22 protein-coding genes and 2 pseudogenes are annotated in these 23,007 nt (G+C 52.0%); 9 read left to right on the top strand and 15 right to left on the bottom strand.

The features are described 5' to 3' along the window. Window positions 1-18: 18 nt before the first annotated feature. Complete coding sequence (locus tag JHD74_RS14345; RefSeq protein WP_199062941.1) at window positions 19-1,134, bottom strand: GGDEF domain-containing protein; 1,116 nt, start codon at window positions 1,132-1,134, stop codon at window positions 19-21. A gap of 201 nt (window positions 1,135-1,335) precedes the next feature. Here JHD74_RS14345 and JHD74_RS14350 point away from each other — a divergent pair, with 201 nt between their 5' ends. Together JHD74_RS14350 and dauA are read left to right on the top strand one after the other, a co-directional pair. Further along, window positions 1,336-1,821 carry a heme-degrading domain-containing protein gene (locus JHD74_RS14350; protein ID WP_024528850.1) on the top strand — a complete coding sequence of 162 codons (486 nt, stop codon included), beginning with the start codon at window positions 1,336-1,338 and terminating at the stop codon, window positions 1,819-1,821. Between the two features lie 228 nt (window positions 1,822-2,049). Beyond that, on the top strand, window positions 2,050-3,741 hold the full coding sequence (gene dauA, locus JHD74_RS14355; protein ID WP_199062942.1) for a C4-dicarboxylic acid transporter DauA: 1,692 nt from the start codon (window positions 2,050-2,052) through the stop codon (window positions 3,739-3,741). Between the two features lie 87 nt (window positions 3,742-3,828). Here the strand turns inward: dauA and kdsA are convergent, their stop codons facing one another. From kdsA to hemA, 6 genes are read right to left on the bottom strand one after another with little or no spacing between them, the layout of a single operon-like run. Further along, window positions 3,829-4,683, bottom strand: a complete 855-nt coding sequence (gene kdsA / locus JHD74_RS14360; RefSeq protein ID WP_021181107.1) for a 3-deoxy-8-phosphooctulonate synthase — start codon at window positions 4,681-4,683, stop codon at window positions 3,829-3,831. 38 nt (window positions 4,684-4,721) lie between these two features. Continuing rightward, window positions 4,722-5,531 (bottom strand): invasion regulator SirB1, encoded by an 810-nt coding sequence (gene sirB1 / locus JHD74_RS14365; RefSeq protein WP_024528848.1) that lies wholly within the window; start codon window positions 5,529-5,531, stop codon window positions 4,722-4,724. Next, window positions 5,528-5,926, bottom strand: a complete 399-nt coding sequence (locus tag JHD74_RS14370) for a SirB2 family protein (RefSeq protein ID WP_024485432.1) — start codon at window positions 5,924-5,926, stop codon at window positions 5,528-5,530. The genes sirB1 and JHD74_RS14370 overlap by 4 nt, the downstream gene beginning before the upstream one ends. A gap of 18 nt (window positions 5,927-5,944) precedes the next feature. After that, window positions 5,945-6,778, bottom strand: a complete 834-nt coding sequence (gene prmC, locus JHD74_RS14375) for a peptide chain release factor N(5)-glutamine methyltransferase (protein WP_199062943.1) — start codon at window positions 6,776-6,778, stop codon at window positions 5,945-5,947. Then, the gene (gene prfA / locus JHD74_RS14380; RefSeq protein ID WP_024528846.1) at window positions 6,778-7,863 is read right to left on the bottom strand and encodes a peptide chain release factor 1; all 1,086 of its coding nucleotides are present in this window, start codon (window positions 7,861-7,863) and stop codon (window positions 6,778-6,780) included. Before prfA ends, prmC begins: the two co-directional genes overlap by 1 nt. Window positions 7,864-7,895: 32 nt before the next feature. Beyond that, window positions 7,896-9,158 carry a glutamyl-tRNA reductase gene (hemA, locus tag JHD74_RS14385; protein ID WP_024528845.1) on the bottom strand — a complete coding sequence of 421 codons (1,263 nt, stop codon included), beginning with the start codon at window positions 9,156-9,158 and terminating at the stop codon, window positions 7,896-7,898. Between the two features lie 492 nt (window positions 9,159-9,650). Between hemA and JHD74_RS14390 the strand changes: the two genes are divergently transcribed. The 4 genes from JHD74_RS14390 (at window position 9,651) to prs (ending at window position 13,644) form a co-directional block, all read left to right on the top strand. Beyond that, window positions 9,651-10,796, top strand: coding sequence for a porin (locus JHD74_RS14390; RefSeq protein ID WP_199062944.1), 1,146 nt, complete (start codon window positions 9,651-9,653; stop codon window positions 10,794-10,796). A gap of 242 nt (window positions 10,797-11,038) precedes the next feature. After that, entirely contained in the window at window positions 11,039-11,659 is a 621-nt protein-coding gene (lolB, locus tag JHD74_RS14395; RefSeq protein ID WP_199062945.1) for a lipoprotein insertase outer membrane protein LolB, read from the top strand. Then, window positions 11,659-12,525: a 4-(cytidine 5'-diphospho)-2-C-methyl-D-erythritol kinase gene (ispE, locus tag JHD74_RS14400; RefSeq protein ID WP_199062946.1), complete on the top strand. Its 867-nt coding sequence runs from the start codon at window positions 11,659-11,661 to the stop codon at window positions 12,523-12,525. The genes lolB and ispE overlap by 1 nt, the downstream gene beginning before the upstream one ends. A 171-nt stretch (window positions 12,526-12,696) precedes the next feature. Continuing rightward, complete coding sequence (prs, locus tag JHD74_RS14405) at window positions 12,697-13,644, top strand: ribose-phosphate diphosphokinase (RefSeq protein ID WP_002211240.1); 948 nt, start codon at window positions 12,697-12,699, stop codon at window positions 13,642-13,644. Between the two features lie 181 nt (window positions 13,645-13,825). Here the strand turns inward: prs and ychH are convergent, their stop codons facing one another. Further along, window positions 13,826-14,104, bottom strand: coding sequence for a stress-induced protein YchH (gene ychH, locus JHD74_RS14410; protein WP_074028659.1), 279 nt, complete (start codon window positions 14,102-14,104; stop codon window positions 13,826-13,828). A 363-nt stretch (window positions 14,105-14,467) separates the two neighbouring features. Here ychH and pth point away from each other — a divergent pair, with 363 nt between their 5' ends. Then, the gene (pth, locus tag JHD74_RS14415) at window positions 14,468-15,058 is read left to right on the top strand and encodes an aminoacyl-tRNA hydrolase (protein WP_024528841.1); all 591 of its coding nucleotides are present in this window, start codon (window positions 14,468-14,470) and stop codon (window positions 15,056-15,058) included. Between the two features lie 25 nt (window positions 15,059-15,083). Here pth and JHD74_RS14420 read toward each other — a convergent pair whose 3' ends face one another. After that, the gene (locus tag JHD74_RS14420; RefSeq protein ID WP_074028652.1) at window positions 15,084-15,335 is read right to left on the bottom strand and encodes a hypothetical protein; all 252 of its coding nucleotides are present in this window, start codon (window positions 15,333-15,335) and stop codon (window positions 15,084-15,086) included. A gap of 917 nt (window positions 15,336-16,252) precedes the next feature. Between JHD74_RS14420 and ychF the strand changes: the two genes are divergently transcribed. Continuing rightward, entirely contained in the window at window positions 16,253-17,344 is a 1,092-nt protein-coding gene (ychF, locus tag JHD74_RS14425) for a redox-regulated ATPase YchF (protein WP_021181096.1), read from the top strand. A 206-nt stretch (window positions 17,345-17,550) separates the two neighbouring features. On the opposite strand, the pseudogene JHD74_RS26635 reads toward ychF, so the two are convergent. Together JHD74_RS26635 and JHD74_RS14430 are read right to left on the bottom strand one after the other, a co-directional pair. After that, window positions 17,551-17,658, bottom strand: a pseudogene (locus tag JHD74_RS26635) (IS1 family transposase); the annotation flags it as partial. 12 nt (window positions 17,659-17,670) lie between these two features. After that, window positions 17,671-18,216: a fimbrial protein gene (locus JHD74_RS14430; RefSeq protein ID WP_024528839.1), complete on the bottom strand. Its 546-nt coding sequence runs from the start codon at window positions 18,214-18,216 to the stop codon at window positions 17,671-17,673. A 478-nt stretch (window positions 18,217-18,694) separates the two neighbouring features. Here JHD74_RS14430 and JHD74_RS26640 point away from each other — a divergent pair. Next, a pseudogene (locus JHD74_RS26640) lies at window positions 18,695-18,940 on the top strand (IS5/IS1182 family transposase); the annotation flags it as partial. Between the two features lie 94 nt (window positions 18,941-19,034). Here JHD74_RS26640 and JHD74_RS14435 read toward each other — a convergent pair. The 4 genes from JHD74_RS14435 to JHD74_RS14450 all read right to left on the bottom strand — a co-directional run bounded on the left by JHD74_RS14435 (window position 19,035) and on the right by JHD74_RS14450 (window position 22,944). Beyond that, a complete protein-coding gene (locus JHD74_RS14435) occupies window positions 19,035-19,325 on the bottom strand; it encodes a heavy-metal-associated domain-containing protein (protein WP_024528838.1) in 291 nt (96 codons plus the stop codon). Then, window positions 19,322-19,684 carry a mercuric transporter MerT family protein gene (locus tag JHD74_RS14440; RefSeq protein WP_143182194.1) on the bottom strand — a complete coding sequence of 121 codons (363 nt, stop codon included), beginning with the start codon at window positions 19,682-19,684 and terminating at the stop codon, window positions 19,322-19,324. The genes JHD74_RS14435 and JHD74_RS14440 overlap by 4 nt, the downstream gene beginning before the upstream one ends. After that, window positions 19,656-20,801 (bottom strand): transglutaminase family protein, encoded by a 1,146-nt coding sequence (locus JHD74_RS14445; RefSeq protein WP_199062947.1) that lies wholly within the window; start codon window positions 20,799-20,801, stop codon window positions 19,656-19,658. Before JHD74_RS14445 ends, JHD74_RS14440 begins: the two co-directional genes overlap by 29 nt. A gap of 238 nt (window positions 20,802-21,039) precedes the next feature. Next, on the bottom strand, window positions 21,040-22,944 hold the full coding sequence (locus JHD74_RS14450; RefSeq protein WP_199062948.1) for a methyl-accepting chemotaxis protein: 1,905 nt from the start codon (window positions 22,942-22,944) through the stop codon (window positions 21,040-21,042). Window positions 22,945-23,007 lie beyond the last annotated feature (63 nt).

Consider the following 23,007-nt stretch of genomic DNA (forward strand, 5'->3'; position numbering starts at 1 on the left):
GTTTGCTCCCGGGCCAGGCTAAGACTTCTTAGCCGCCATAGGGCTATACCTCTTCCCCAACTGTGATAGCGACATCAAACGGCTGCTGACCACGCGATTTTTACCCTCGCGTTTAGCGTCATACAGCGCTTCATCCGTCATCTCTATCGCTTTCTCCACCGACATACCGGCCAGGTAGAGCGAGGTGCCAATAGAGATGGTCAACCGCATCGCCTCCCCACTCTCGGTAATAAAATCAAATCCTTCCACCCGGCTGCGAATGCGTTCCGCCACGGCCGCAATATGCTGCGGTTCATAACTGGACGTGATGACCATAAATTCCTCACCGCCGTAACGTCCGACAAAGTCCTCATCACGTACACAATCTTTCAGAATGCCCCCCACGCTGGCCAACACGCCGTCACCAGCCAAATGGCCATAGGTATCATTGACCTGTTTGAAATTGTCTAAATCCAGCAACATCAGGCCACAAGACTCCCGCTGGGCATGCTGCAGCATCATTTTGTAATCCACGCTGGCGCGGTTGTTGATATGGGTCAGGCTGTCGGTCGTCGCCTTGCTGCGCATGGAGAAAAAGGCGTTAATATGGCGCTCTTTAAAGCTCAGGGCGTGGTAGCAAATCGCCAGGCACAGCGCCGATGCGGCCTGATACAACAGAATATCCAGCCACAATTCACGGAAGTTGACCAACGAGCAGACCACGGCAATGCGGTAGAGCGCAATGATACCAATGGTAAGGTAAAACACCCGGTTCGATTTTTTCCGCCAGACTCCCGTTAGCAGCAGCGGCAAGACGATCGAACCGATAAACAGATTATCCAGCGTAAAGCCGCCGTTAAAGCTAAAGTTCACCAGATAGCACACCACCCCACTGACTGCACCACCGAAAAACAGCACCAGAATCATCGGGATCATGGCAAAGCTGTAATAAATATTACCGGTGAGCAACAGCCGAGACTGATTCAGATACAGCACCGCCAGCCCCGCCAGCACACCAAATAACACCCGTTTCCACACGGCGGACTGGTAGGAAAAAGGGGCGTTTCTGCTAAGTGCAAAGTAGGCTACCGACAGCGTGGCATAGGTGATGCACGCGTCACTGTAAAAAGACGAGATCGACGCAATATATGTCATAACTATTCGGCATACTCCAGGATGCGGCAATGTTGTTTTTCGGGTTATTTTTGGCAACGGCCCCCTGTAATACCGCTTCCGACAGCACTCACCATACTAAAAATGACAATGACCAGGCGGGTATATGTTATTGCCAGGCAATCTATGTCCTATCCTCAGTTCAGGATAGTCTGTTATCCATCACACCACGGGGAAAATCTGATGAATATCGATGATGAATTGCAAGCGCTGGCGACACAAGAAACGGACCTTACCTTCCACCATTTCGACCATGCCACCGCGTGGGAGCTGGGCCTGGCGCTAAAAAATGCCGCAGAACATCGCCAATTACCCATCGCTATAGAAATTCAGCTAAGCGGACAAACGCTGTTTTATTACGCCATGCCAGGGGCAACGCCAGACATTGCCGACTGGGTGCGGCGCAAGCGTAACGTGGTCAACCATTTCCATAAAAGCTCTTATGCCGTGGGATTACGCCTGCAACAACGGCAAGTCACGCTGGAAGAGAGATATGGCCTCAGCGTACGTGACTATGCCGCCCACGGCGGCGCATTCCCCATCAACCTGCTCAATGTGGGTTGCGTCGGTTCCATCTCTCTTTCTGGCTCCCCTCAGCTCGAAGACCATCATCTACTGGTCAGCACTCTTGCTCAGTTTCTAGGCTTACCCTTGCCCTCAGTACACTAAGCGATAAAAGCTGCGCTTTTCCCCCAATCAACAGCGGACGATCTGCACAGGCTGGCGCTTGGCGCAAATGATCCGCTGAACAAATATAAATTAATCACAATCCTGATGCTTTGATACAAATCTAGGTATCGGCGGGCAGAAAGGGGTATGGTATCTACCAGCTATTCCGAGACGGACCTCCATGGCCCGCCATTCCGTTCTCTTTTATAGACTTGGTTTGCAACTTAGATGAAAACGCACGAAATCAACGGTATCCGCCCTTTTAGCGCCCTGATAGATGCCTGCTGGCGTGAACCCTATTCCCTTCAACGTCTGCTGAAAGATGCCATTGCCGGGGTCACCGTCGGCATCATTGCCATACCTCTGGCGATGGCGCTGGCCATTGCCAGCGGCGTTCCCCCCCAGTATGGGTTGTATACCGCCGCCATTGCTGGCATCGTGATCGCCGTCAGCGGCGGTTCACGCTACAGCGTTTCCGGCCCCACTGCAGCGTTTGTGGTGATCCTGTTCCCCGTTTCACAGCAGTTTGGGCTCTCTGGCTTATTGATTGCCACCATGCTGTCTGGCGTATTCCTGCTGATTATGGGGTTAGCGCGGCTTGGCCGCCTGATCGAATATATTCCACTTTCAGTCACGCTTGGGTTTACCTCCGGGATCGCCATCACCATCGCCACCATGCAGGTGAAGGATTTCTTTGGCTTACGGCTGGCGGAAGTGCCGGAAAACTACATCGGCAAGGTCAACGCGCTGTTGCATGCTTTACCCACTCTGGACTATGGCGATACGCTGATTGGCGCGGTCACTTTGGTGGTTCTGCTGCTGTGGCCGAAGCTGGGGCTGCGTATTCCCGGCCACCTGCCCGCCCTGTTGGCTGGCACCGCGGTGATGGCTATCCTGGCTCAGTTCGATCATCAGGTTGCGACCATTGGCTCCCGCTTCAGTTTCGAACTGGCCGACGGCAGCCAGGGCCAAGGTATCCCGCCGATCCTGCCACAGTGGCTATTGCCTTGGCATCTGCCTGCTGGCGATGGTAAACCGACGGAACTGAGCTGGCACCTGCTTTCCGCCCTATTACCGGCAGCCTTTTCCATGGCGATGCTTGGGGCGATCGAATCGCTGCTGTGCGCGGTAGTGTTGGACGGTATGACGGGCAAAAAGCATCACTCCAACGCCGAACTGATTGGCCAGGGCGCAGGTAACATCATCGCTCCGTTCTTCGGCGGCATCACCGCGACGGCCGCTATTGCCCGCTCGGCAGCCAACGTGCGGGCAGGGGCAACCTCACCTGTTTCAGCCATCATCCACTCGTTAATGGTACTGCTGTCCTTACTGGTACTGGCACCATGGCTGTCCTACTTACCGCTGGCGGCGATGGCCTCGCTGCTGCTGTTGGTTGCCTGGAACATGAGCGAGGCGCATAAAGTGGTTTATCTGCTGCGCCGGGCGCCGAAAGACGACATTTTGGTGATGCTGCTGTGTATGTCGTTGACGGTGCTGTTTGATATGGTGATTGCCATTACCGTTGGCATCGTGCTGGCCTCACTGCTGTTTATGCGCCGAATCGCACGCATGACCCGCCTGAGCGAGTTGAGCGCCGAGGATGGCCGACTGGTGCTGCGCGTCAACGGACCGCTGTTCTTCGCCGCTGCCGAACGCGTGTTCAACGATCTGCTGGTACGCGGTGAAAACTACCACACCATCGTTCTTCAATGGGATGCCGTGCCGGTGCTGGATGCCGGGGGACTCAACGCGTTGCAACGTTATATCGACGCCCTGCCCGCCGAAAAACAGCTGGTGATCACCGATATTCCGTTCCAGCCGCTAAAAACCCTGGCTCGTGCGCGCATGAAGCCAATCGATGGCAAGCTGCATTTCTACCCCACCCTGCCAGAAGCGCTGACCGCGCTAAACGCCCAATAAAGCAAAAGGCCCGACAGATTCATGTCGGGCCTTCAGATTGGCGAGCGCAGCATGCGGCGCCCCCACAGCGCTATTTGTCAGCAGCCGTTAGTTGCTGGTATCCAGCTCAGCGAAGCTTTTCACCAGATCGTCGATGGCTTTCATCTGTACCAGGAACGGTTCCAGCTTATCCAACGGCAACGCCGAAGGACCATCGCATTTAGCATTGCTTGGATCTGGGTGCGCCTCGATAAACAGGCCAGCCAAACCTACAGCCATACCGGCACGAGCCAGCTCTGCAACCTGCGCGCGACGGCCACCAGAAGCCGCACCAAACGGATCGCGAGTTTGCAGGGCGTGGGTCACGTCAAAGATCACCGGATGGCCACCGGTCACATTCTTCATCACGTTGATACCCAACATGTCGACCACCAGGTTGTCATAGCCAAAGTTGCTGCCGCGATCGCACAGAATAACCTGATCGTTGCCACCTTCTTTGAACTTATCGACGATATTGCCCATCTGGCCCGGGCTGACGAACTGCGGTTTCTTGACGTTGATCACCGCGCCGGTTTTCGCCATGGCTTCAACCAGGTCGGTCTGGCGTGCCAGGAAGGCTGGCAACTGGATCACATCAACCACTTCGGAAACTGGCTGCGCCTGTGCGGCTTCATGCACATCGGTGATAATTTTCACGCCGAAGGTGCTTTTGATTTCCTGGAAAATCTTCATCCCTTCTTCCAGGCCTGGGCCACGGTAAGAATGGATAGATGAACGGTTGGCTTTATCAAAAGAGGCTTTGAAAACGTAAGGGATGCCCAGTTTTTGCGTCACGGTGACGTAGTGTTCGCAGATGCGCATCGCCAAATCGCGAGATTCCAGTACGTTCATACCGCCGAACAGTACAAACGGTAGATCGTTCGCTACCTTGATGTCGCCAATGCTGACTACTTTCTGTTCCATGCTTGCACCTTATTGATTAATAAATCGGAATCAGTGAATTAATGCAGCGTGACCTGCTTGAGCTCGATAGAGTGGATTTGAATTTTTATCACTTCACTCACCGGGTCTTCAGGGCACTGCTCGACAAAATAGTTGAGATCGGAAATGGCGATATGGTTGCATTCCAGCTGGGCATAAATCAAACCACGGTCGCGGATCTCGTAGGGATCGTCCGGGTCAAAACTCAGTACCACCTCGCTGGCCCGCAACGCAATTTCCATCTGTTTTTCTTCCATCAGCGCGGCTTTCAGCGTATCGAGCATCTTACGCACCACCAGAATGTTTTCCGATTCGTCCAGATCGTCATCTTCCAGTTCAGCCCCCAGCCCCAGATTACCCTTGAGCCAAACCTGCAACTGATGTTCGTTAAGCGTTTCTCCGTTCAACGGGTTAACCAGCCACATCTCCTCATCCAGCCAGTCAGCACGCATGATCAACTGAGTGGGGAAAATCACCGGCATCAGCGGCAGATCCAACTGGTGGGCAATATGCAGGAAAATGGTTCCCAGAGAGACTGGCGTACCTTGGCGAGCTTCCAACACCTTATCCAGCCAGATGGCGTCAGAAAGCCGATAAACACCGCTGGCACCGCCGAATCCCCAGGTTTTAAAGAATAATTCGATGAGCGCTTCCAACTGCTGATCCTGGTTGAGATCGTCCGGGATGATTGCGCGCGCTTCTTCAGTCAACTGCTGTAACTTGCGCTCTACCTCCGCCACCGGGAAGTCCCGCCGGATAACCTTCGACACCAGGATCACTCCCTCACTCAATGAGGAAGTGTTAAATTCGAAATCGGCAATGCTACTCATAGGTATCCCATCAAGAACGGTATTTTTGTCGTGGCTAGTTTAACGATCAGATACAGACAGCCCAGTGCCAGAACGAATGCCAAGGTGCGGATATTCCAGCTTTGCGTCTTCTTGCCCAATGCGACATAACCCAACAGGATATAGATAATAACGCCAAACAACTTCTCGGTCAGCCACGAGTCCATGCCAAGCAGCGGGTAAAGCTTAAACATCACCACCAGGGCAATACCGGTGGCAAACAGCACCGTATCATTGATATGCGGCGTGATCTTTACCCAGCGCTTGTTGATCATCGGCGATGCACGCCACTTCCAGAAGAAACGCAGTACAAACAACGTAATGCTGATGGCTACCGTTAATAAATGCAGATGTTTTAGCGCCATGTAAGCGGCCATAGTGGTTTCCTTGGTTTCTTATAGTGGTTTTTGGCCCAGAGTCACGCGATCGTTGCCGCCATAGTCGCGATGCGTTGCCACCGCGATAAATCCCTCAGTATTCAAAAGGGTACGTACACTTTCACCCTGTTGCCAACCGTGCTCAAGCAACAGCCAACCCTGCGGCTCTAAATAATCTGCGGCCTGCTGCACGATCGTTGCCAGATCGGCCAGCCCCTGATCGGCGGCCACCAGCGCAGTACCGGGTTCAAAACGGACATCGCCCTGTCCAAGGTGAGGATCGGCTTGATCAATATAGGGAGGATTACTGGCGATCAGCGCAAACTTTTGCCCGGCGACCGGCGTAAACCAGCTCCCTTGCAAAAAGCTCGCATTGTTAATCGCCAGTTTTTGCGCGTTATGCTGCGCCAGCGCCACGGCTTCCGGTTGCAGATCGATGCCGGTGAGCTGGCAGTCTGGCCGTTCGCTGGCTAACGCCAGGGCAATCGCGCCGGTGCCAGTGCCAAGATCCAGAATGGCGCACGGCGCTGCGGGCAGACGCTCCAGGGCCAACTCCACCAAACATTCGGTATCCGGGCGTGGGATTAGCGTAGCGGGCGAAACCGACAGCGGAAGCGACCAGAACTCACGCTCGCCAACCAGATACGCCACCGGTTCCCCGCGTTCACGGCGAGCCAGCAGCACCGTTAACTGCTGAGCCTGCTCCGCCGTCAGCGGAGTTTCGCCAAATGCCAACAGGTAGGTTCTGGCCCGACCGGTCACGAAACCCAACAGGATCTCCGCATCGCGTTTGGCGCTGTCACTGTGCGTCAGGCGTAAAGTCGCGGTTTTCAGCCAGGTTTGATAATCCATTACTCAGGCTCGGCAGAGAGTGCGGCCAACTGATCGGCCTGGTATTCCTGCACGATCGGCTGGATTAGCATATCCAGCTTGCCTTCCATCACCTCATCCAAACGATACAGTGTCAGGTTGATGCGGTGGTCGGTCACGCGCCCCTGCGGGAAGTTATAGGTGCGGTTACGATCGGAACGATCGCCGGTGCCCAACAGGTTGCGGCGGGTAGAAGCCTCTGCCAACTGGCGTTTCGCCATCTCTGCCGCACGGATACGAGCCCCAAGCACCGACATCGCCTTGGCTTTGTTCTTGTGCTGTGAACGTTCGTCCTGGCATTCAACCACAATACCGGTCGGCAAGTGGGTAATACGGATCGCCGAATCGGTGGTGTTAACGTGCTGACCACCGGCCCCGGAAGAGCGGAAGGTATCGATTTTCAGATCGCCCGCGTTGATTTCTGGCAGTTCCGCCTCTGGCACCGCTGGCATCACCGCCACCGTGCAGGCAGAGGTATGGATACGGCCTTGGGATTCGGTTTCCGGCACGCGCTGAACGCGGTGACCGCCAGATTCAAACTTCAGTTGACCGTAAACGCCGTCGCCAGACACTTTGGCAATCACCTCTTTGTAACCGCCGTGCTCACCGACGTTTTCGCTCATGATCTCAACCCGCCAGCGGCGAGTTTCAGCGTAACGGCTATACATACGGAACAGATCGCCAGCAAAGATAGCCGCTTCGTCGCCGCCGGTTCCGGCGCGCACTTCCAGGAAGCAGTCGCGCTCATCGTCAGGATCCTTCGGCAGCAGTAACACCTGCAGCTGCTGCTCCAGCTCTTCCGTCGCCGCTTTGGCCTGTTTCAGCTCTTCCTGCGCCATTTCACGCATTTCCGGATCGTCCAGCATCATTTCTGCCGTGGCGAGGTCGTCCTGCACCTGACGCCATTCCAGAAAACAACGGCTGACGTCGGTCAACTGCGCATATTCGCGCGACAGGCCACGGAACCGATCTTGATCGGCAATGACACCGGCATCGCCGAGCAGCGCCTGAACTTCTTCATGGCGCTCTTGTAACGCTTCCAGTTTGGCAACAATAGAAGGCTTCATGCGTGGTTTTAAACCCTGTTAATAAAAGAGAACTAATGCTGATCCAGCCCGAGGCTGTCGCGTAAAATGTGCAACCGCTCCATGTCGCCGTCACCGGCGGCCTGCTGGAGGGATTTGGTAGGGGCATGAATAAGACGATTGGTTAATCTGTGGGCCAGCTCATGGATCACCTGCTCCACGTTAGCGCCTTGAGCAATCGCTGCCAGCGCTTTTGACTCCATTTCCGCACGGATTTGATCGGCCTGCGAACGGTAGTCTCTGATGGTATCTGTCGCGCCCTGTGAGCGCAGCCAGGTCATGAAATTGCTGCTTTCCTGCTGCACAATGGTCTCGGCCTGTACGGCCGCCGCCTGCCGTTGCGCCATATTGCTCTGAATAATGGCCTGCAGGTCGTCCACGGTGTAGAGATAGGCGTTCGCCAGTTTGCCCACTTCCGGCTCGATATCGCGCGGAACGGCAATATCCACCAGCAACATCGGCTGATTGCGGCGCGCTTTCAGTGCCCGCTCAACCATGCCCTTGCCGATGATGGGCAACGGGCTGGCGGTGGAGCTGATAATGATATCGGCATCGGCCAGGCGTGCGTCAATCTCCGGCAATGAGATCACCTCTGCCCCCACCTCTTGCGCCAGTACCTGAGCGCGTTCACGGGTGCGGTTAGCGATGATCATATGCTGCACTTTATGCTCACGCAGATGGCGGGCAACCAGCTCGATCGTTTCCCCTGCACCGACCAACAGCACATTCAGTTCGGCAAGGGATTCGAAGATTTGACGCGCCAGCGCACAGGCGGCGAAGGCAACGGATACCGCGCTGGCACCGATTTCGGTTTCAGTACGTACACGTTTGGCAACGGAGAAGGATTTCTGGAACAGGCGCTCCAGCTCACCGGAAAGTGACTGGCCACGCTGGGATTCGGCAAAGGCTTTCTTTACCTGCCCGAGGATCTGGGGTTCACCCAGTACCAAAGAGTCTAGCCCGCTGGCAACGCGCATCAGGTGGCTGACGGCCTCGTCGCCGTGGTGCCAATACAGGCTCTTGCGTACGTCTTCCGGACGCAGATGGTGATAATCACATAACCAGGCTACCAGTTGTTCATGCAGATGATCCTGCTGCTCCACGCTGAGGTACAGCTCGGTACGGTTACAGGTAGACAGCACAACGCCGCCCTGCACCAATGGCTGTTGCAGCAAGCTATTCAGCGCCTTGTCGATCGACTCTGGGGAGAAGGTCACCCGTTCTCGCAGAGAAACCGGAGCGGTTTTGTGATTAATACCTAACGCCAGAAGGGTCATTGCTTCGAGTAATACTTCTCTTGGTACGGGTTCTCGTTGTCCGGCATTCTACTTGATGCGCGACATCAATTAAAGTGACAACCGCATCTTCCGGCCAATCGCTGGTATTGGCGGGACAAATCAGTCAACACGACAAAACCAGGTATGTTTCAAACTCATCAGAAACCTCTAGGGAAAAACGCTGAAATGTAATGTCACCCCTTGCAAACTCCCCCTTTCAGCCTGTTTGGCGGCATCCTTCGTATTCCCACGGCTTAACATTACACATGACTGATAATCGCGATGAGTTACGGTTTCCATTGTTTTAATTGCAATTTTTTCGGCATGTTCCCATAATTTGGTCAAATAATTAGCTAGCGAATTATTTACATAAAAACCGTTACAGGATTTCACTTTCTGTCACCGGAAAGTGAGCAAACCAGAAAGCCCCAGGCGTGGTTGGCCGATGGATGGGTTTTCGTATCTTGAGCAGCACGTAAAAAGGGACGTTCCATGAAATTACGTAGATTAAGCCAAGCGGTTACCGCAGGGCTGATAGCGGGTTGTAGCGCATTTGCCGCACACGGTGAAATCACCTTATTAAAGCAGGATCCGCAAGCGGGCGATCCCCTCAGCCGCCTCACTTTTACCGTTGGTGGCAGTATTCGCCCGCAGTTCAACATGATGACTGGCGATGGCGATAAAGGTTCTTATAAACGCAACGGTTTTGACGGCGGTACGCGTTTTCGCTTCGCCACCGATTACTACCTGTTCGATGACATCAGCTGGATCAACTATTACGAGTTAGGCGTCAACATCCCGGCGCTGTTCAGTTGGGATAACCACTACGCCGAGGGGGCCAACAACACCTCACGCCGTATGCTGTATACCGGCCTGAAAAGCAAAACCTGGGGTCAACTGACCTTCGGTAAGCAAAACAGCGTTTACTACGACGTGGTCGGGGCCAAAACCGACATCTGGGATTACGACATGCTGGCCCAGGCACCAGGCAACGGCATTAACGGCGACTATGACGGCTCCTACCGTTCACGCAGCATGCTGAAATATAAAACAACCGTGGGCGACGCCGATATCTACGCCGCTTACCTGTTCAACGATGACGAATACCTGCCTGGTAACGGCCTGCGCTACAAACGTAAAGGCGGCGGTTCACTCGGTGTGGATTATCATCTGAGTAAAGATCTGACCTGGGGCACCGCCTGGAACTACACCAGCGCCGAGATGCGCAACCCCAATAGCGACGACAGTAAAGACTACAATCAAAACATTTTAGGTACCGCACTGAGCTGGAAACCGGACAACTGGACACTCAGCTTTGGCGGCGGCTGGTATGAGAACTTCCTGACTACCAAGAAAAAGCAGGTGAATGACTACTTCGCTGGGGATGCCTGGGGGATTGAATATTTCGCTGGTTATAGCTTCCCGATAGGCGAATACGCGGTGAAATCCATCATGCCTTACTTTATGGGCGACCGCCTGCAGTACACCACAGGCCGCGACTATCAGCGTATTGATAATGGCTTGGGCGTCTCCTTCCAGTTCGACTACGGTTTCCGCACCGACGTTGAGCACGTGCTGACGTCCAGCACCGATAATCTGGGCGATATGACGGTTGTTCGTTTGCGTTACGATTTCTGATCCACCAAAGCGCGCCCTTATACGGCGCGCTCAGACGGCAGACTCGTTCTGAAGGCTGTGCCCACAGATTTCCGACCCCAAAAGCTCCGCCATCGTTTACAATCCTCCCCACGCCAGACGCCACCCTTGCTGCAAGGCTTTTGCGCCATTGTATTATTGACGTTACGCCACTCGCCCGTTAGCGTGGTGGCAGAAATGCTAACCCGCACTGCCCCGCAAGGACAAAAGGACAACAAAACGTTATGCCTATCCGCAAAATTAGTTTGCTTCGCCTGATCCCATTAGCCAGCCTGGTGCTGACGGCCTGTACCCTCACCAAACCTGGCCCGGCTACCAGCCCGACGTCTCCGCAGTGGCTCGCTCATGAGCAAGCGGTGCAACAGCTTGAGCAGTATCAGACCCGGGGCGCTTTTGCTTATCTGACCGATCAGAAGAAAGTCTACGCTCGCTTCTTCTGGCAGCAATACACACCCGACCGCTACCGCCTGCTGCTGACCAACCCGCTTGGCAGCACCGAGCTGGAGCTGAACGTGCAAAAAAGCGTGGTGCAGCTCACGGATAACCAGGGCAAACGCTATGTCAGCGACAACCCGGAAGAGATGATCCGCAAGCTGACCGGCATGCAGATCCCACTGGATAACCTGCGCCAGTGGATGCTTGGCCTGCCAGGGCAAGCCACCGACTTCAGCCTGGACTCCCAGTACCGCCTGAACAAGCTGACCTACAAGCAGGGCGATCTGACCTGGGTCGTCACCTATCAGGACTACAACACCGATCTCAAAATCCCGTTACCGAGCCGCCTTGAACTGCAACAGGGCGATCAACGCATCAAGCTGAAAATGGATAACTGGACGCTCAAGTGATGATCCACCAATGGCCCTCTCCGGCAAAGCTGAACCTGTTTCTCTATATCACCGGCCGTCGTGCAGACGGCTACCATCAGTTGCAAACGCTGTTCCAGTTCCTGGATTACGGCGATACGCTCACCATCGTTCCCCGCCAGGATGACCAGATCCAGCTGCTAACGCCCGTAGAAGGGGTGCCAGATGAGCAGAACCTGATTGTCCGGGCCGCTCGTCTGTTACAGCAACATTGCACTACCCATTCCATTGCCACCCCTCCCCGTGGGGCAGACATCAGCATCGACAAGCGTTTGCCGATGGGTGGCGGCCTTGGCGGCGGATCTTCCAACGCGGCGACGGTCCTGGTCGCACTGAATGAACTTTGGCAATGTGGCCTGAGCGACGACCAGTTGGCAGATATGGGGCTAACCCTCGGTGCCGATGTCCCGGTATTTGTGCGCGGCCATGCGGCATTTGCCGAAGGGATCGGTGAGCAGCTACAGCCGGCAAATCCGGCAGAAAAGTGGTATTTGGTCGCTCATCCCGGTGTCAGCATCCCCACACCGGTGATTTTTGCCGATGCCGAATTAAAAAGAGACACCCCGGTTCGCCCGCTGAACGCCCTATTACAGGCACCTTACGCAAATGATTGCGAACCGATCGCAAGAAAACGTTTTCGCGAGGTTGAACAGCTTCTTTCATGGCTGTTACAATACGCGCCGTCACGCCTGACTGGCACAGGTGCTTGTGTGTTTGCAGAATTCGACTCCGAGCCCGCCGCTCTTCAGGTGTTAAATCAAGCCCCGGCCTGGTTGCGTGGATTTGTAGCGCGTGGCGTTAACGTCTCACCACTACATCGCATCCGTTCTGGGCAGTTTGAGCCGTAGCTCAACGTGTCGTTGCGCAGGGTCGTCTACCTGGCCCTGTCATCTCTGCGCTGCTCTGCAGTTCAAGTTAGTTTTACACACCCGTATGTATATTGCGTCGGCGTCGCCAACTGCCCCTTGGCGAAGACCGTATGACAATATCTTCTCTGGACGCATGCTGAGGTTCTTCTCGTGCCTGATATGAAGCTTTTTGCTGGTAACGCCACCCCGGAACTAGCACAACGTATTGCCAACCGTTTGTACACCAGCCTTGGTGACGCCGCTGTAGGTCGTTTTAGCGACGGCGAAGTGAGCGTGCAAATCAACGAAAATGTACGCGGCGGTGATATTTTCATCATCCAGTCCACCTGTGCACCCACCAACGACAACCTGATGGAACTGGTTGTTATGGTTGATGCCCTGCGTCGCGCCTCCGCAGGTCGTATTACTGCTGTAATTCCTTACTTCGGCTATGCCCGCCAGGATCGCCGCGTGCGTTCTGCGCGTGTGCCAATCACTGCCAAAGTTGTTGCCGACTTCCTCTCCAGCGTAGGGGTTGACCGCGTATTGACAGTCGATCTGCATGCCGAGCAGATCCAAGGTTTCTTCGATGTCCCGGTAGATAACGTATTCGGTAGCCCGATCCTGTTGGAAGACATGTTGCAACAGAACCTGGAAAACCCGATCGTGGTTTCCCCAGATATCGGTGGTGTCGTGCGCGCCCGCGCGATCGCCAAACTGCTTAACGATACCGACATGGCCATCATTGATAAACGTCGCCCTCGCGCAAACGTTTCTCAGGTGATGCATATTATCGGGGACGTGGCAGGCCGTGACTGCGTACTGGTCGATGACATGATCGATACCGGTGGTACCTTGTGTAAAGCAGCCGAAGCGTTGAAAGAACGCGGTGCCAAGCGCGTATTTGCCTACGCCACGCACCCGATCTTCTCCGGTAACGCCGTGGATAACATCAGGAACTCGGTGATTGATGAAGTGATCGTTTGTGACACTATTCCGCTGTCAGCAGAAATCAAGGCGTTGAAAAACGTGCGTACTCTGACCTTGTCCGGTATGTTGGCTGAAGCTATCCGCCGTATCAGCAATGAAGAGTCAATTTCCGCGATGTTCGAACATTAATCTCTTCTCTGGCGCGGTTTATCTCCACTGCGCCAGGTTGTTCGGGTGAACATCCCTGAAAATAAAAAACCCGTTGAAGCGTGAGCAACAACGGGTTTTTTACGGGATGTGGGACATAACCTTAAACCTTATACGGCCAGACTCCCTTGCCTTTGTTCGCCAAATCCTTGGTTGTGGTTAATCAATGTGACGGGCGGCGCGGGTTGTTTTGGCAGCGTTTATCAAAGTGTTTTGCCCACCAATAACGATCTGCTACCCGCTCGCGCCCACCAATACGTGCACCGGCCAGCCACAACAAGGCGCCGATAAAGATACTCATGATGGCGCCGTGGGCAAAGAACTGCGGCAAATTGAACTGTGATACTTCAGCCAGGATAGAGTATCCCACCCCGCCAACCATTACCACCATACCCATTCCCATTAAAACGTTGCCAATGACTTCAGCGTTTTTACGTTTCATATGCCACCTCCAGAGTGCCATGTGCCAATAGAGGGAAAACCCTAACTCGTTATCCCACTTTGATTAGTTAAGTATAGTCATTATTTCAGCATGGGTATTGCGTGACCGATCACAAATGGCAACTAAAGGCTGACAATTCTTTACTTTATGTTAAAAGTTAGCGAGATAACTGAATTATTTTACTAATGTATTATTCATTTTTCAGCTATTAACGGGGGACACCAGATTTTTGTCATTCTGCACTCAGGCAGGTACACTAACGGCCTATAAATTTCGAGCTGTGCCGCTGTGAAACCTCAGGCGATCGCAACCTGGAAGGCAACGGGCACGCCCTTTCCATTTTTCTAGCATAGTGAATCTCTTGTGAGCAGTATCAAACTGATTGTTGGCCTCGCCAACCCGGGCGCAGAGTATGCCCAGACACGGCACAATGCCGGCGCATGGTATGTTGACCTACTGGCGCAACGCCACAACCAACCGCTGAAGGAAGAGAGTAAGTTCTTCGGTTACACCGCACGCCTGAATCTGGCCGGTAACGACGTTCGGCTGCTGGTTCCTACCACCTTTATGAACCTGAGTGGTAAAGCCGTTGGCGCTTTGGCTACCTTCTACCGCATTCTGCCGGAAGAGATCCTGGTAGCCCACGATGAGTTGGATCTGCCACCGGGAGTGGCGAAACTCAAATTAGGCGGCAGCAACGGTGGCCACAATGGCCTGAAGGATATCCAGAGCAGGCTGGGCAATAACCCGAACTTTTATCGCTTGCGCATTGGCATCGGCCACCCAGGTGATAAAAACAAGGTGGTAGGCTTTGTGCTGGGTAAGCCGCCAGCATCAGAGCAAACGCTGATTGATGATGCCATCGATGAGTCGTTACGTTGCACAGAGATCTTGCTGAAGGAAGGTATGACAAAAGCCATGAATCGTTTGCATGCGTTTAAAGCGACTAGCTAAGCGGTTAGGCCAAGTGATGTGATTTTCACTTGCTTGGCCTGCTACTTATCGGGCAATAGCGGCACAGTTTACGAGTACAGTTTGGCTGCACGCTGTTTTGCGCAACAACATCAACGACCTCTGACGTGGTTTTCTTTTTCTTTTTCAAATCCACACTTGCAGCAAAAAAAGGCCGCTCAATCAGGCTCTTCCTCCGCTCGTTGCGGAAATGAATAATAAAAGAAATAACCGAAAGTAATAATAAAATCGGTGCAGAAAGCACATCAATCCCATTCATGGAATAAATTCCTCCTTGAATTAAAATGGCACAACCAATAAGACGCGGATAATATCTTAAAAAAATACGCCCAACAATACTTGCAGATAAATTTATCTTTATCTTCCTTAAACTACCTCAATATAATTAAGAAATTACTTACATTTACATAGAAACATCCTATGCCATTTGCAGGATGTTTCCATTAATGAATAACAGATAATTCTTATAAAGCAAAAAGCAATCACAATCACTTATTAAATAAATTAACCATTTAGACTCAATGCAAAGAATAATCCCATTAAATAAAAAAAAATCAATAAAAACAAATAAATGAAAACAAACCTCATTGATAGTCATGCCTAAAAAACGAAATCATGATTAAATAATCATCATATTTAAAGCAAAAACCAGCTTAAAATTAATGATTTTTTCCTAGCCTGGCTAGATAGCCCAACATAAGATAAGTAACATCTTACGGTTTAACGTTCGGTAACTCTTTATCCGCTGAAATCCGCCAGATTTTATTATGATATGTTGCCATGTTGTTTCATTGGGTGAGGAAAGCCCAAGAATAACCCTATGCAAAAAGTGCCTTTATGATAAAACATACATTTAAAATGAAATATTAACTCACTTTTATTACTAAATATCTGATAACAAATACCCGGAATAATCTTCGATATTAGCGTTCCATGTCCTATTGCCAGAGGTGTTCAAGTTAGATCTGTACCTTGCCTGCAGAACACCTCTATCGACGTTAAATTGACCCGGCCCGGGCGTTAGCAGCCGTTAAGGAACACCTTGGGTGATAGCGCCAGCAACGGGCAGATCGAGATAACTGCCCATTACGTGTATAATAGGGGGATAATTTCGTCCTTTATGCAGCAGGCTAATGTTAACCTGTTGATAGTCAAGATATTTAAGGTGATATAAACATGGGATTCAAATGCGGTATCGTCGGTCTGCCTAACGTTGGCAAATCCACCCTGTTCAATGCGTTGACCAAAGCGGGTATTGAAGCGGCTAACTTCCCGTTCTGCACCATTGAACCCAATACCGGCGTGGTACCGATGCCCGATGCACGTCTGGATCAACTGGCCGAGATCGTCAAGCCGCAACGCATTCTGCCCACCACCATGGAATTCGTTGATATCGCAGGCCTGGTAAAAGGGGCTTCCAAAGGCGAAGGCCTGGGTAACCAGTTCCTGACCAACATCCGTGAAACCGAAGCCATCGGCCACGTGGTACGTTGCTTTGAGAACGACAACATCATTCACGTGAATAACAAAGTGGATCCGGCTGACGATATCGACGTCATCAACACCGAGTTGGCGCTGTCCGATCTTGATACCTGCGAACGCGCCATTCACCGTGTGCAGAAGAAAGCCAAAGGCGGCGATAAAGACGCAAAAGCCGAATTGGCCGCACTGGAAAAATGCCTGCCACAGTTGGAAAACGCCGGTATGCTGCGTGCACTGGATCTGACTGCTGAAGATAAAGCCGCGATCCGCTACTTGAGCTTCCTGACCCTGAAGCCGACCATGTACATTGCCAACGTCAACGAAGACGGTTTTGAGAACAACCCGTATCTGGATGTTGTGCGCAAGATTGCTGCCGAAGAAGGTTCCGTGGTGGTTGCGGTTTGCGCTGCTGTTGAATCCGACATCGCAGAGCTGGAAGATGAAGACCGCGCCGAATTTATGGCAGAGTTGGGGCTGGAAGAACCCGGTCTGAACCGCGTGATCCGCGCAGGTTACGAATTGCTCAATCTGCAAACCTACTTTACCGCTGGCGTAAAAGAAGTGCGTGCCTGGACCATCCCGGTTGGCGCTACTGCACCGCAAGCGGCCGGTAAAATCCATACCGACTTTGAAAAAGGCTTTATCCGCGCCCAGACCATCGCCTTTGAAGACTTTATCACCTATAAGGGTGAGCAAGGTGCCAAAGAGGCCGGCAAGATGCGTTCCGAAGGGAAAGACTACGTCGTTAAAGATGGCGATGTGATGAACTTCTTGTTTAACGTCTAAATAAAATCTGTTTTCTCATGAGGTTTCAGTGAGCCTCATGACGACTGACAAACCCCATAAAATCCACGCAGTTGCGTGGATTTTTCTTTTTATAGCGTCTCACGTGATTTCATGGGAGCGCAGAAAAAAATGAGTACATAGGTGAGTACGATAACGGTATAAGAAATATATAAGGATACGTTATGCTCACCGACACCCAATGCCACATTGCCATTACACCATACGTAAGACCACTGTTCATCGGCTTCACAGCAGATAACGACTTCCACTTCGGGGTCGATAATCTCAGCTACCTGTTTTGGCAAAATTTTTTTAGGATTGCTGTCTTACAGGTAGATGATAGTGTAATCCACCTGGGTGTTTACCGTCCCCGGCGTGACGGCTCCGTTGGCATAGTAACGAGCAAAGTAGTTTAATACTGCGCCGTCATAAATTCCGGAGTAGTTTAAATTTTGAGTCAAATAGGAGCTACCAGCTTTGATAATGCTCATATCGTCATTGAGCAACTCAATCTGTACCCCAGTTGCCGTACCATAACTCGCATTGTTAAGACGGCCCGAACTTTGTTCAACAAGAGCGCCTGCTTCAAAGAAAGTACCGGCACTGTATAGTGTACTGTAAGTACAGTTAGTAAGAGCAATCGAGAACGGTGTTATACCTGCCGTAGCACCAACAGACGATAGTGAGTCAGCGGAAATTGTAGGCAACACTACGACCGCATTCTTGCCTTGGTTTTCAACTGAAATATCGCAAGTATTGTCGGTAATGGTTCCATAGATCGAAATAGTGCCGTCAGCGGCCATTGAAGAACCGGCAAAAGTCATACCGATAACGGCGGCCAGCAGGGTAGTTTTGGTGTTGTAAAATTTCATAATGATTCCAATTCAATAGTAAGAAATGCCTTTCACTAAGCACATTACTGAAAGGGGCATCAGAGATGTTTGCGGTCATCGGTTTGCTGCTAGTCATCCTGTGATGCTTATCCATTCCCTGTTGGTCAGTGGCGCTATTGCCCCCAGGGATAACGTCATTGGCCATTCGTGCTAGAAAATTCTCAACCAACCCGTCGACTAGAAAAGCTTACCCTATGCATCTAAAAAAAGAATCATTAACTACCAAATGGCAATTGTTAAGTTTTTAAATTCATTTAAATGATTAATTACAATGAATTTAATGATATAACTCTGTTTCGTAGGATTGTAAAGCATGAAAAACTTGTTTTTTTTGTGTGAAATTTAAACAAATCTCAAACAAAAAATAAAGTCCAAATAATTCGTTATTATTTACGTCTTATGCAGGGTAACGAAAGTATGAAAAAAATGTAGAACCGTCATCGAATAGCGCCAGGTAAAGCGCCGCGTCTGGTGAAAACTATACCTCGACGTGGACGCCGATACTCACGAGGTTATCTTGTGCTTAGCTGTCACTGAATAACGTCACAGACTCAGAGGCGTTCCCTGGGATAATCAGGCAGCTCTCCGGAAAGTCAGGTCAGTCGCTGTGAACGGTGCCTATGATACCCAGCTTTGTCACGATGAAAAAAAGGTCTTCAGCTCAGCGACTGGACCAAGTTCTCCGTCGAGCGCATGCACGCCTGAAATTGCACGTTACTTTGGGAGTAGCAAACGTAATTTCTTGGCACCTCAAGTTTCCCCGCAACAACACAGTACAAAAATCAGCACAGAGTGAACTACGGAGCTGGCACCACGCCCTGGATTTCGCCGCTATAGCCGGTACGGGAAATCGCCGTCAGCAATAGCTGATTATCAAACCCCTCGGGCACAATCACTTCTGCCTGGTGCGTTTTCAGTGAGGCTTTGGCCTTAATCACCCCATCAGTAGAGCGCAACGCTTTATTGATGGAGATGACGCACAGTGAGCAGGTCATGGCTTTGATATCAATCGTGACTTTCTGGTTCTCCGCCCATAACCGCGGCGCAATCAACACCAGAGCCAGCAGCAGCAAAATGCGCTTTTTCATTCCATCATTTCCCAAATCCAAGGTAATACATAGGGGTAGCTCATCAACGCCAACAGCAACGGTACCGACAGCCAGTAAAGCCAAATCAGTACCCGACGGCTGACGACGTTCACGCAGACCGGGCGTGGCGACAGATAAAGCCGCCAAAATCCTCGCAGCATCAATCCGATAGCCACAATAATCATGGGCCACTGTAGCCAGGATAGCGCCGGGATCCCCGTCAGCCCGGCAGCCGAGATACCAAACACCAGATACAACAACGGCCCGAGACAACAGAGTGTCGATGCTGCGGCGGCAAGCAAAGCCGCCAGCAGCGTCACTACGCTGCCCTTAACGCTGTTCGACAGAGACATAGTCATAGCTGAATTCGGCCGGATCGTAGAAGTTTAACGGGTCGCCATCCACTTCAGCATAGGGGTAACCAAAGTTATTGAGGTCACCCTGCTCTGCCTCTGGCGAAAGCGCGAAATCACGGGCGTAGTTGAAACCAACCCAGTTCATTTCCCAGTTGCCGAACAGGTAATCATTGACGGCTTCAACGGCGGCATCGCCGTTTTCTTTTTTCTCGGTCAGACGCATTTTAGTGACGTCGGCCGGATCGGCTGGCAACCAGCCGAAACCTGCCAGCCAGAACATCGCCCGGCAATGCTGCCCACCGCTGACTATTGCCACGCCTTGTTGATCAGCGCTGCCAAATGCCTTCTTCGAATAGTTCCCCAGCTTGCGGGATGCGCCGAGGCGAATACCAAACATCTCACGCGCGGGGATCCCGCTGGCACGGCACAACGCGACGAACACGGAGTTGATATCGGTACATTTGCCGCCCAGCTTACCGGCCTTAAGGATTTGCCCCACATCACCGGTCCCGCAGCCAATCACCGCATCGTCTCGATGCATATGGGTTCTTACCCATTCATGAATGAGCCGCGCCTGCTGTAAAGGCGATTTCTCGTCGCCGACGATCTTCAACGCCGTTTCTTTCACCACACCGTCTACCGGGATATGCGGGGTCGCATTCAGATAAGGTTGTATCTCTGCGGGAAACACCAGATCGGTTTGCGGGAGGTGCCATTCGGCCAGTTGGTTGCTCTTCAGCGGTTCCCAGTCCAAGGTTTCAATCAGCATTTCCACCTTGAGTTCCATCGGGCCTTTGGAGTCCGGCCAGGAAGCAAACAACGTTTTGGCTGCGTAAGTATTATTTGCCGTGAGGTAGGCCTGCTGATAGTTGCCAGAAAAAGAAATGTGCTTCAGTTGCTGAAAGGCGGTGTCCACGGGGACCGGGATCCACAGATTGGCCTTACCTTCCGAGCCTGCTGGCGCTTTCAGTTGATACGTTTGAGTCATCACAAAACGCCTTCTGCTATCCACGCAGGTTGACGCAGGGATATCCGTTTTCCGCGACTCAGACCAGACCGGGCTTATCAGCCCAAAAGAAGATAACGCAGCAGCACCCTTGAGAAAATTACGCCTTTCCATCACCGTTCCTTTTTATTGTCAGATAACGCCAAAGCCTTGCCCACCGCCTTTGGGAGGGGCGATAGTATGCACCCTCACAGCACAAAACGACATACCGCTTACACGAAAAAACATCAGGGAATATACGGTAAACAGCATGCAGGAAAGCGGAGACGTATCAAGAATAATAAAAATACGCTACGAAACGAATGATCGAGCAAGAGGCGGGATTACTCCCACCGTCCTTGCAACAAGAATATTATACGATGAACCGATTCACTAATTTGGTCATCGCTGCCGCTTGGTTATCCAGTACCTGACTGGCACTGGCCGCTTGGGAAACCAAAGCCGCATTTTGCTGTGTGACTTGTTCAAGTTGATTCAAAGCCAGATGAACCTGCCCCACCCCTAATGATTGTTCGTTGGCGGCCTGAGCGATATCGCTAACATATTGTTTCATCAGTCCTGAATTATCTGCTGCCGCCTTTAGTGCGACCCCAGAAGCCGAAACCCGGGCGACGCCTTCCGCAATTTTTTCCATATTTTGATTAACCAGCTCCCGGATCTGGCTCGCCTCTTTAGCACAACGTTGAGATAAGTTACGCACCTCACTCGCTACCACCGCAAATCCCCTTCCAGACTCGCCAGCTCGAGCGGCTTCTACCGCAGCATTGAGCGCCAATAAATTAGTCTGAAAAGAAATGTCGTCAATAGAGGCCACGATACGTGCAATCTGCTCGCTAGAATTACGGATCTCCGTCATGCTCTGGCTGGCTTCATTCGCCACGTGATTCGCCTGCATGACATCGCGCTCCATTGCCAGTGTGAGTTGTTCCGCTTCGCGGGCGTTATCTGCGGTCTGGGAGATCGCCGTGGACATTTGTTCCATACTTGCCGCAGTTTCAACGATAGATGCCGCCTGTTCATCAGTACGTTGCGCCAAATCCTGATTACCAGCGGCGATATCACTGCTTGCATGGTGAAGGATCTCTGAGCCGGATTTAATCTCTTTAACAATATGCTGAATATTTTCAATGGATTGATTATAGGCATGATTCAGTGCTGACAACTCATCACTACCCGGCACGCTGAGGCGTTGGGTCAAATCACCCTCCATTTCACCAATCGTTTTCAACGTTCCTTGCAGTTGCAGATGGATACTCCGCGCAACGACAATGGCTATCGCCAAGGCCACGGCCAGAGAAAGAAGGCTGATGCACAGAAAAGTCATCCATTCGCTACGTGCCGTACGTGACAACTCTGCCGCATGCTTTTGTAACGTGTCAGCGGTTTGATTCTCTAGTTGACGCAGCACTTCAATGCGCACAGTCTGAGCCTTAAACCAATCGGTAGGATTGACCTTGAATCCACCGGTTGCGACTTTATCGAGCGCTATCTCACGATACTTTAGGGCATCAGTTGCCGATGTAGAGCGCAATGCGCCATCAAGCGCCGCCGCCTGCTCCGCGGTGCTGAAACGACGAGTCGCAGAAAGCCAGGCCTCTTGTTTTCCCACCACATCGCTCAACTGGCGGAATTGCCCATCACCAAAACGATCGCTAGAGAAAACACCCGAGAGTAATGCTCGCTCTATTCCCGACTGTTCTTTCAGGTTAAGCAGGCTGTAATACGCTGACAATTCCTGGCCAATTTTGCCCGATGTCGTCAAATGCCCAATACCGCCAACAAAATCCAGCACCTGGGCGATAGTCTTGGTATAGAAACCAATAGCTTGTGGCGCCGCACTCTTTAAATTGCTGACGTTATTACGCACCTCGCTCAGTAACTGGGTTTGGTCATTAAATAACTGAATCGCCGATGTATCAATCCCTTCCAATGCACTGCTATCCGTTTTGGATAACAGTTGGCTAAATTTCGCCATAGCCGCATCTGTCAGTTTACGTTGATCTGCTAGTTCAGTGCGAAACTGCCCACCGCCAGAGCCCAGGTAACCTGCGCTCATACCACGCTCTTTTTGCAGCTCATGCACGACATCCCCTGCACCACGCGCAATTGCCGTTAACTGAACGATGGCATCCATCTGACGTTCGGTATGGATACGGGTTTTCATACCCGACCCGGCAAACCAACATAAAGCCAGTAGCAGTGGAAACAGAGCAATGAAAAGCTTCATTCTCATCGATATACGGTAGATCCCTAACATCCGGTTTCGTCCTATTTAGGTGACAACATCAATAGAACAGCTATCGGCCTGCTTTAAGCACCC

It is taken from the genome of Serratia sp. ASV30 (assembly GCF_016428815.1).
Taxonomy (GTDB): domain Bacteria; phylum Pseudomonadota; class Gammaproteobacteria; order Enterobacterales; family Enterobacteriaceae; genus Chania; species Chania fonticola_C.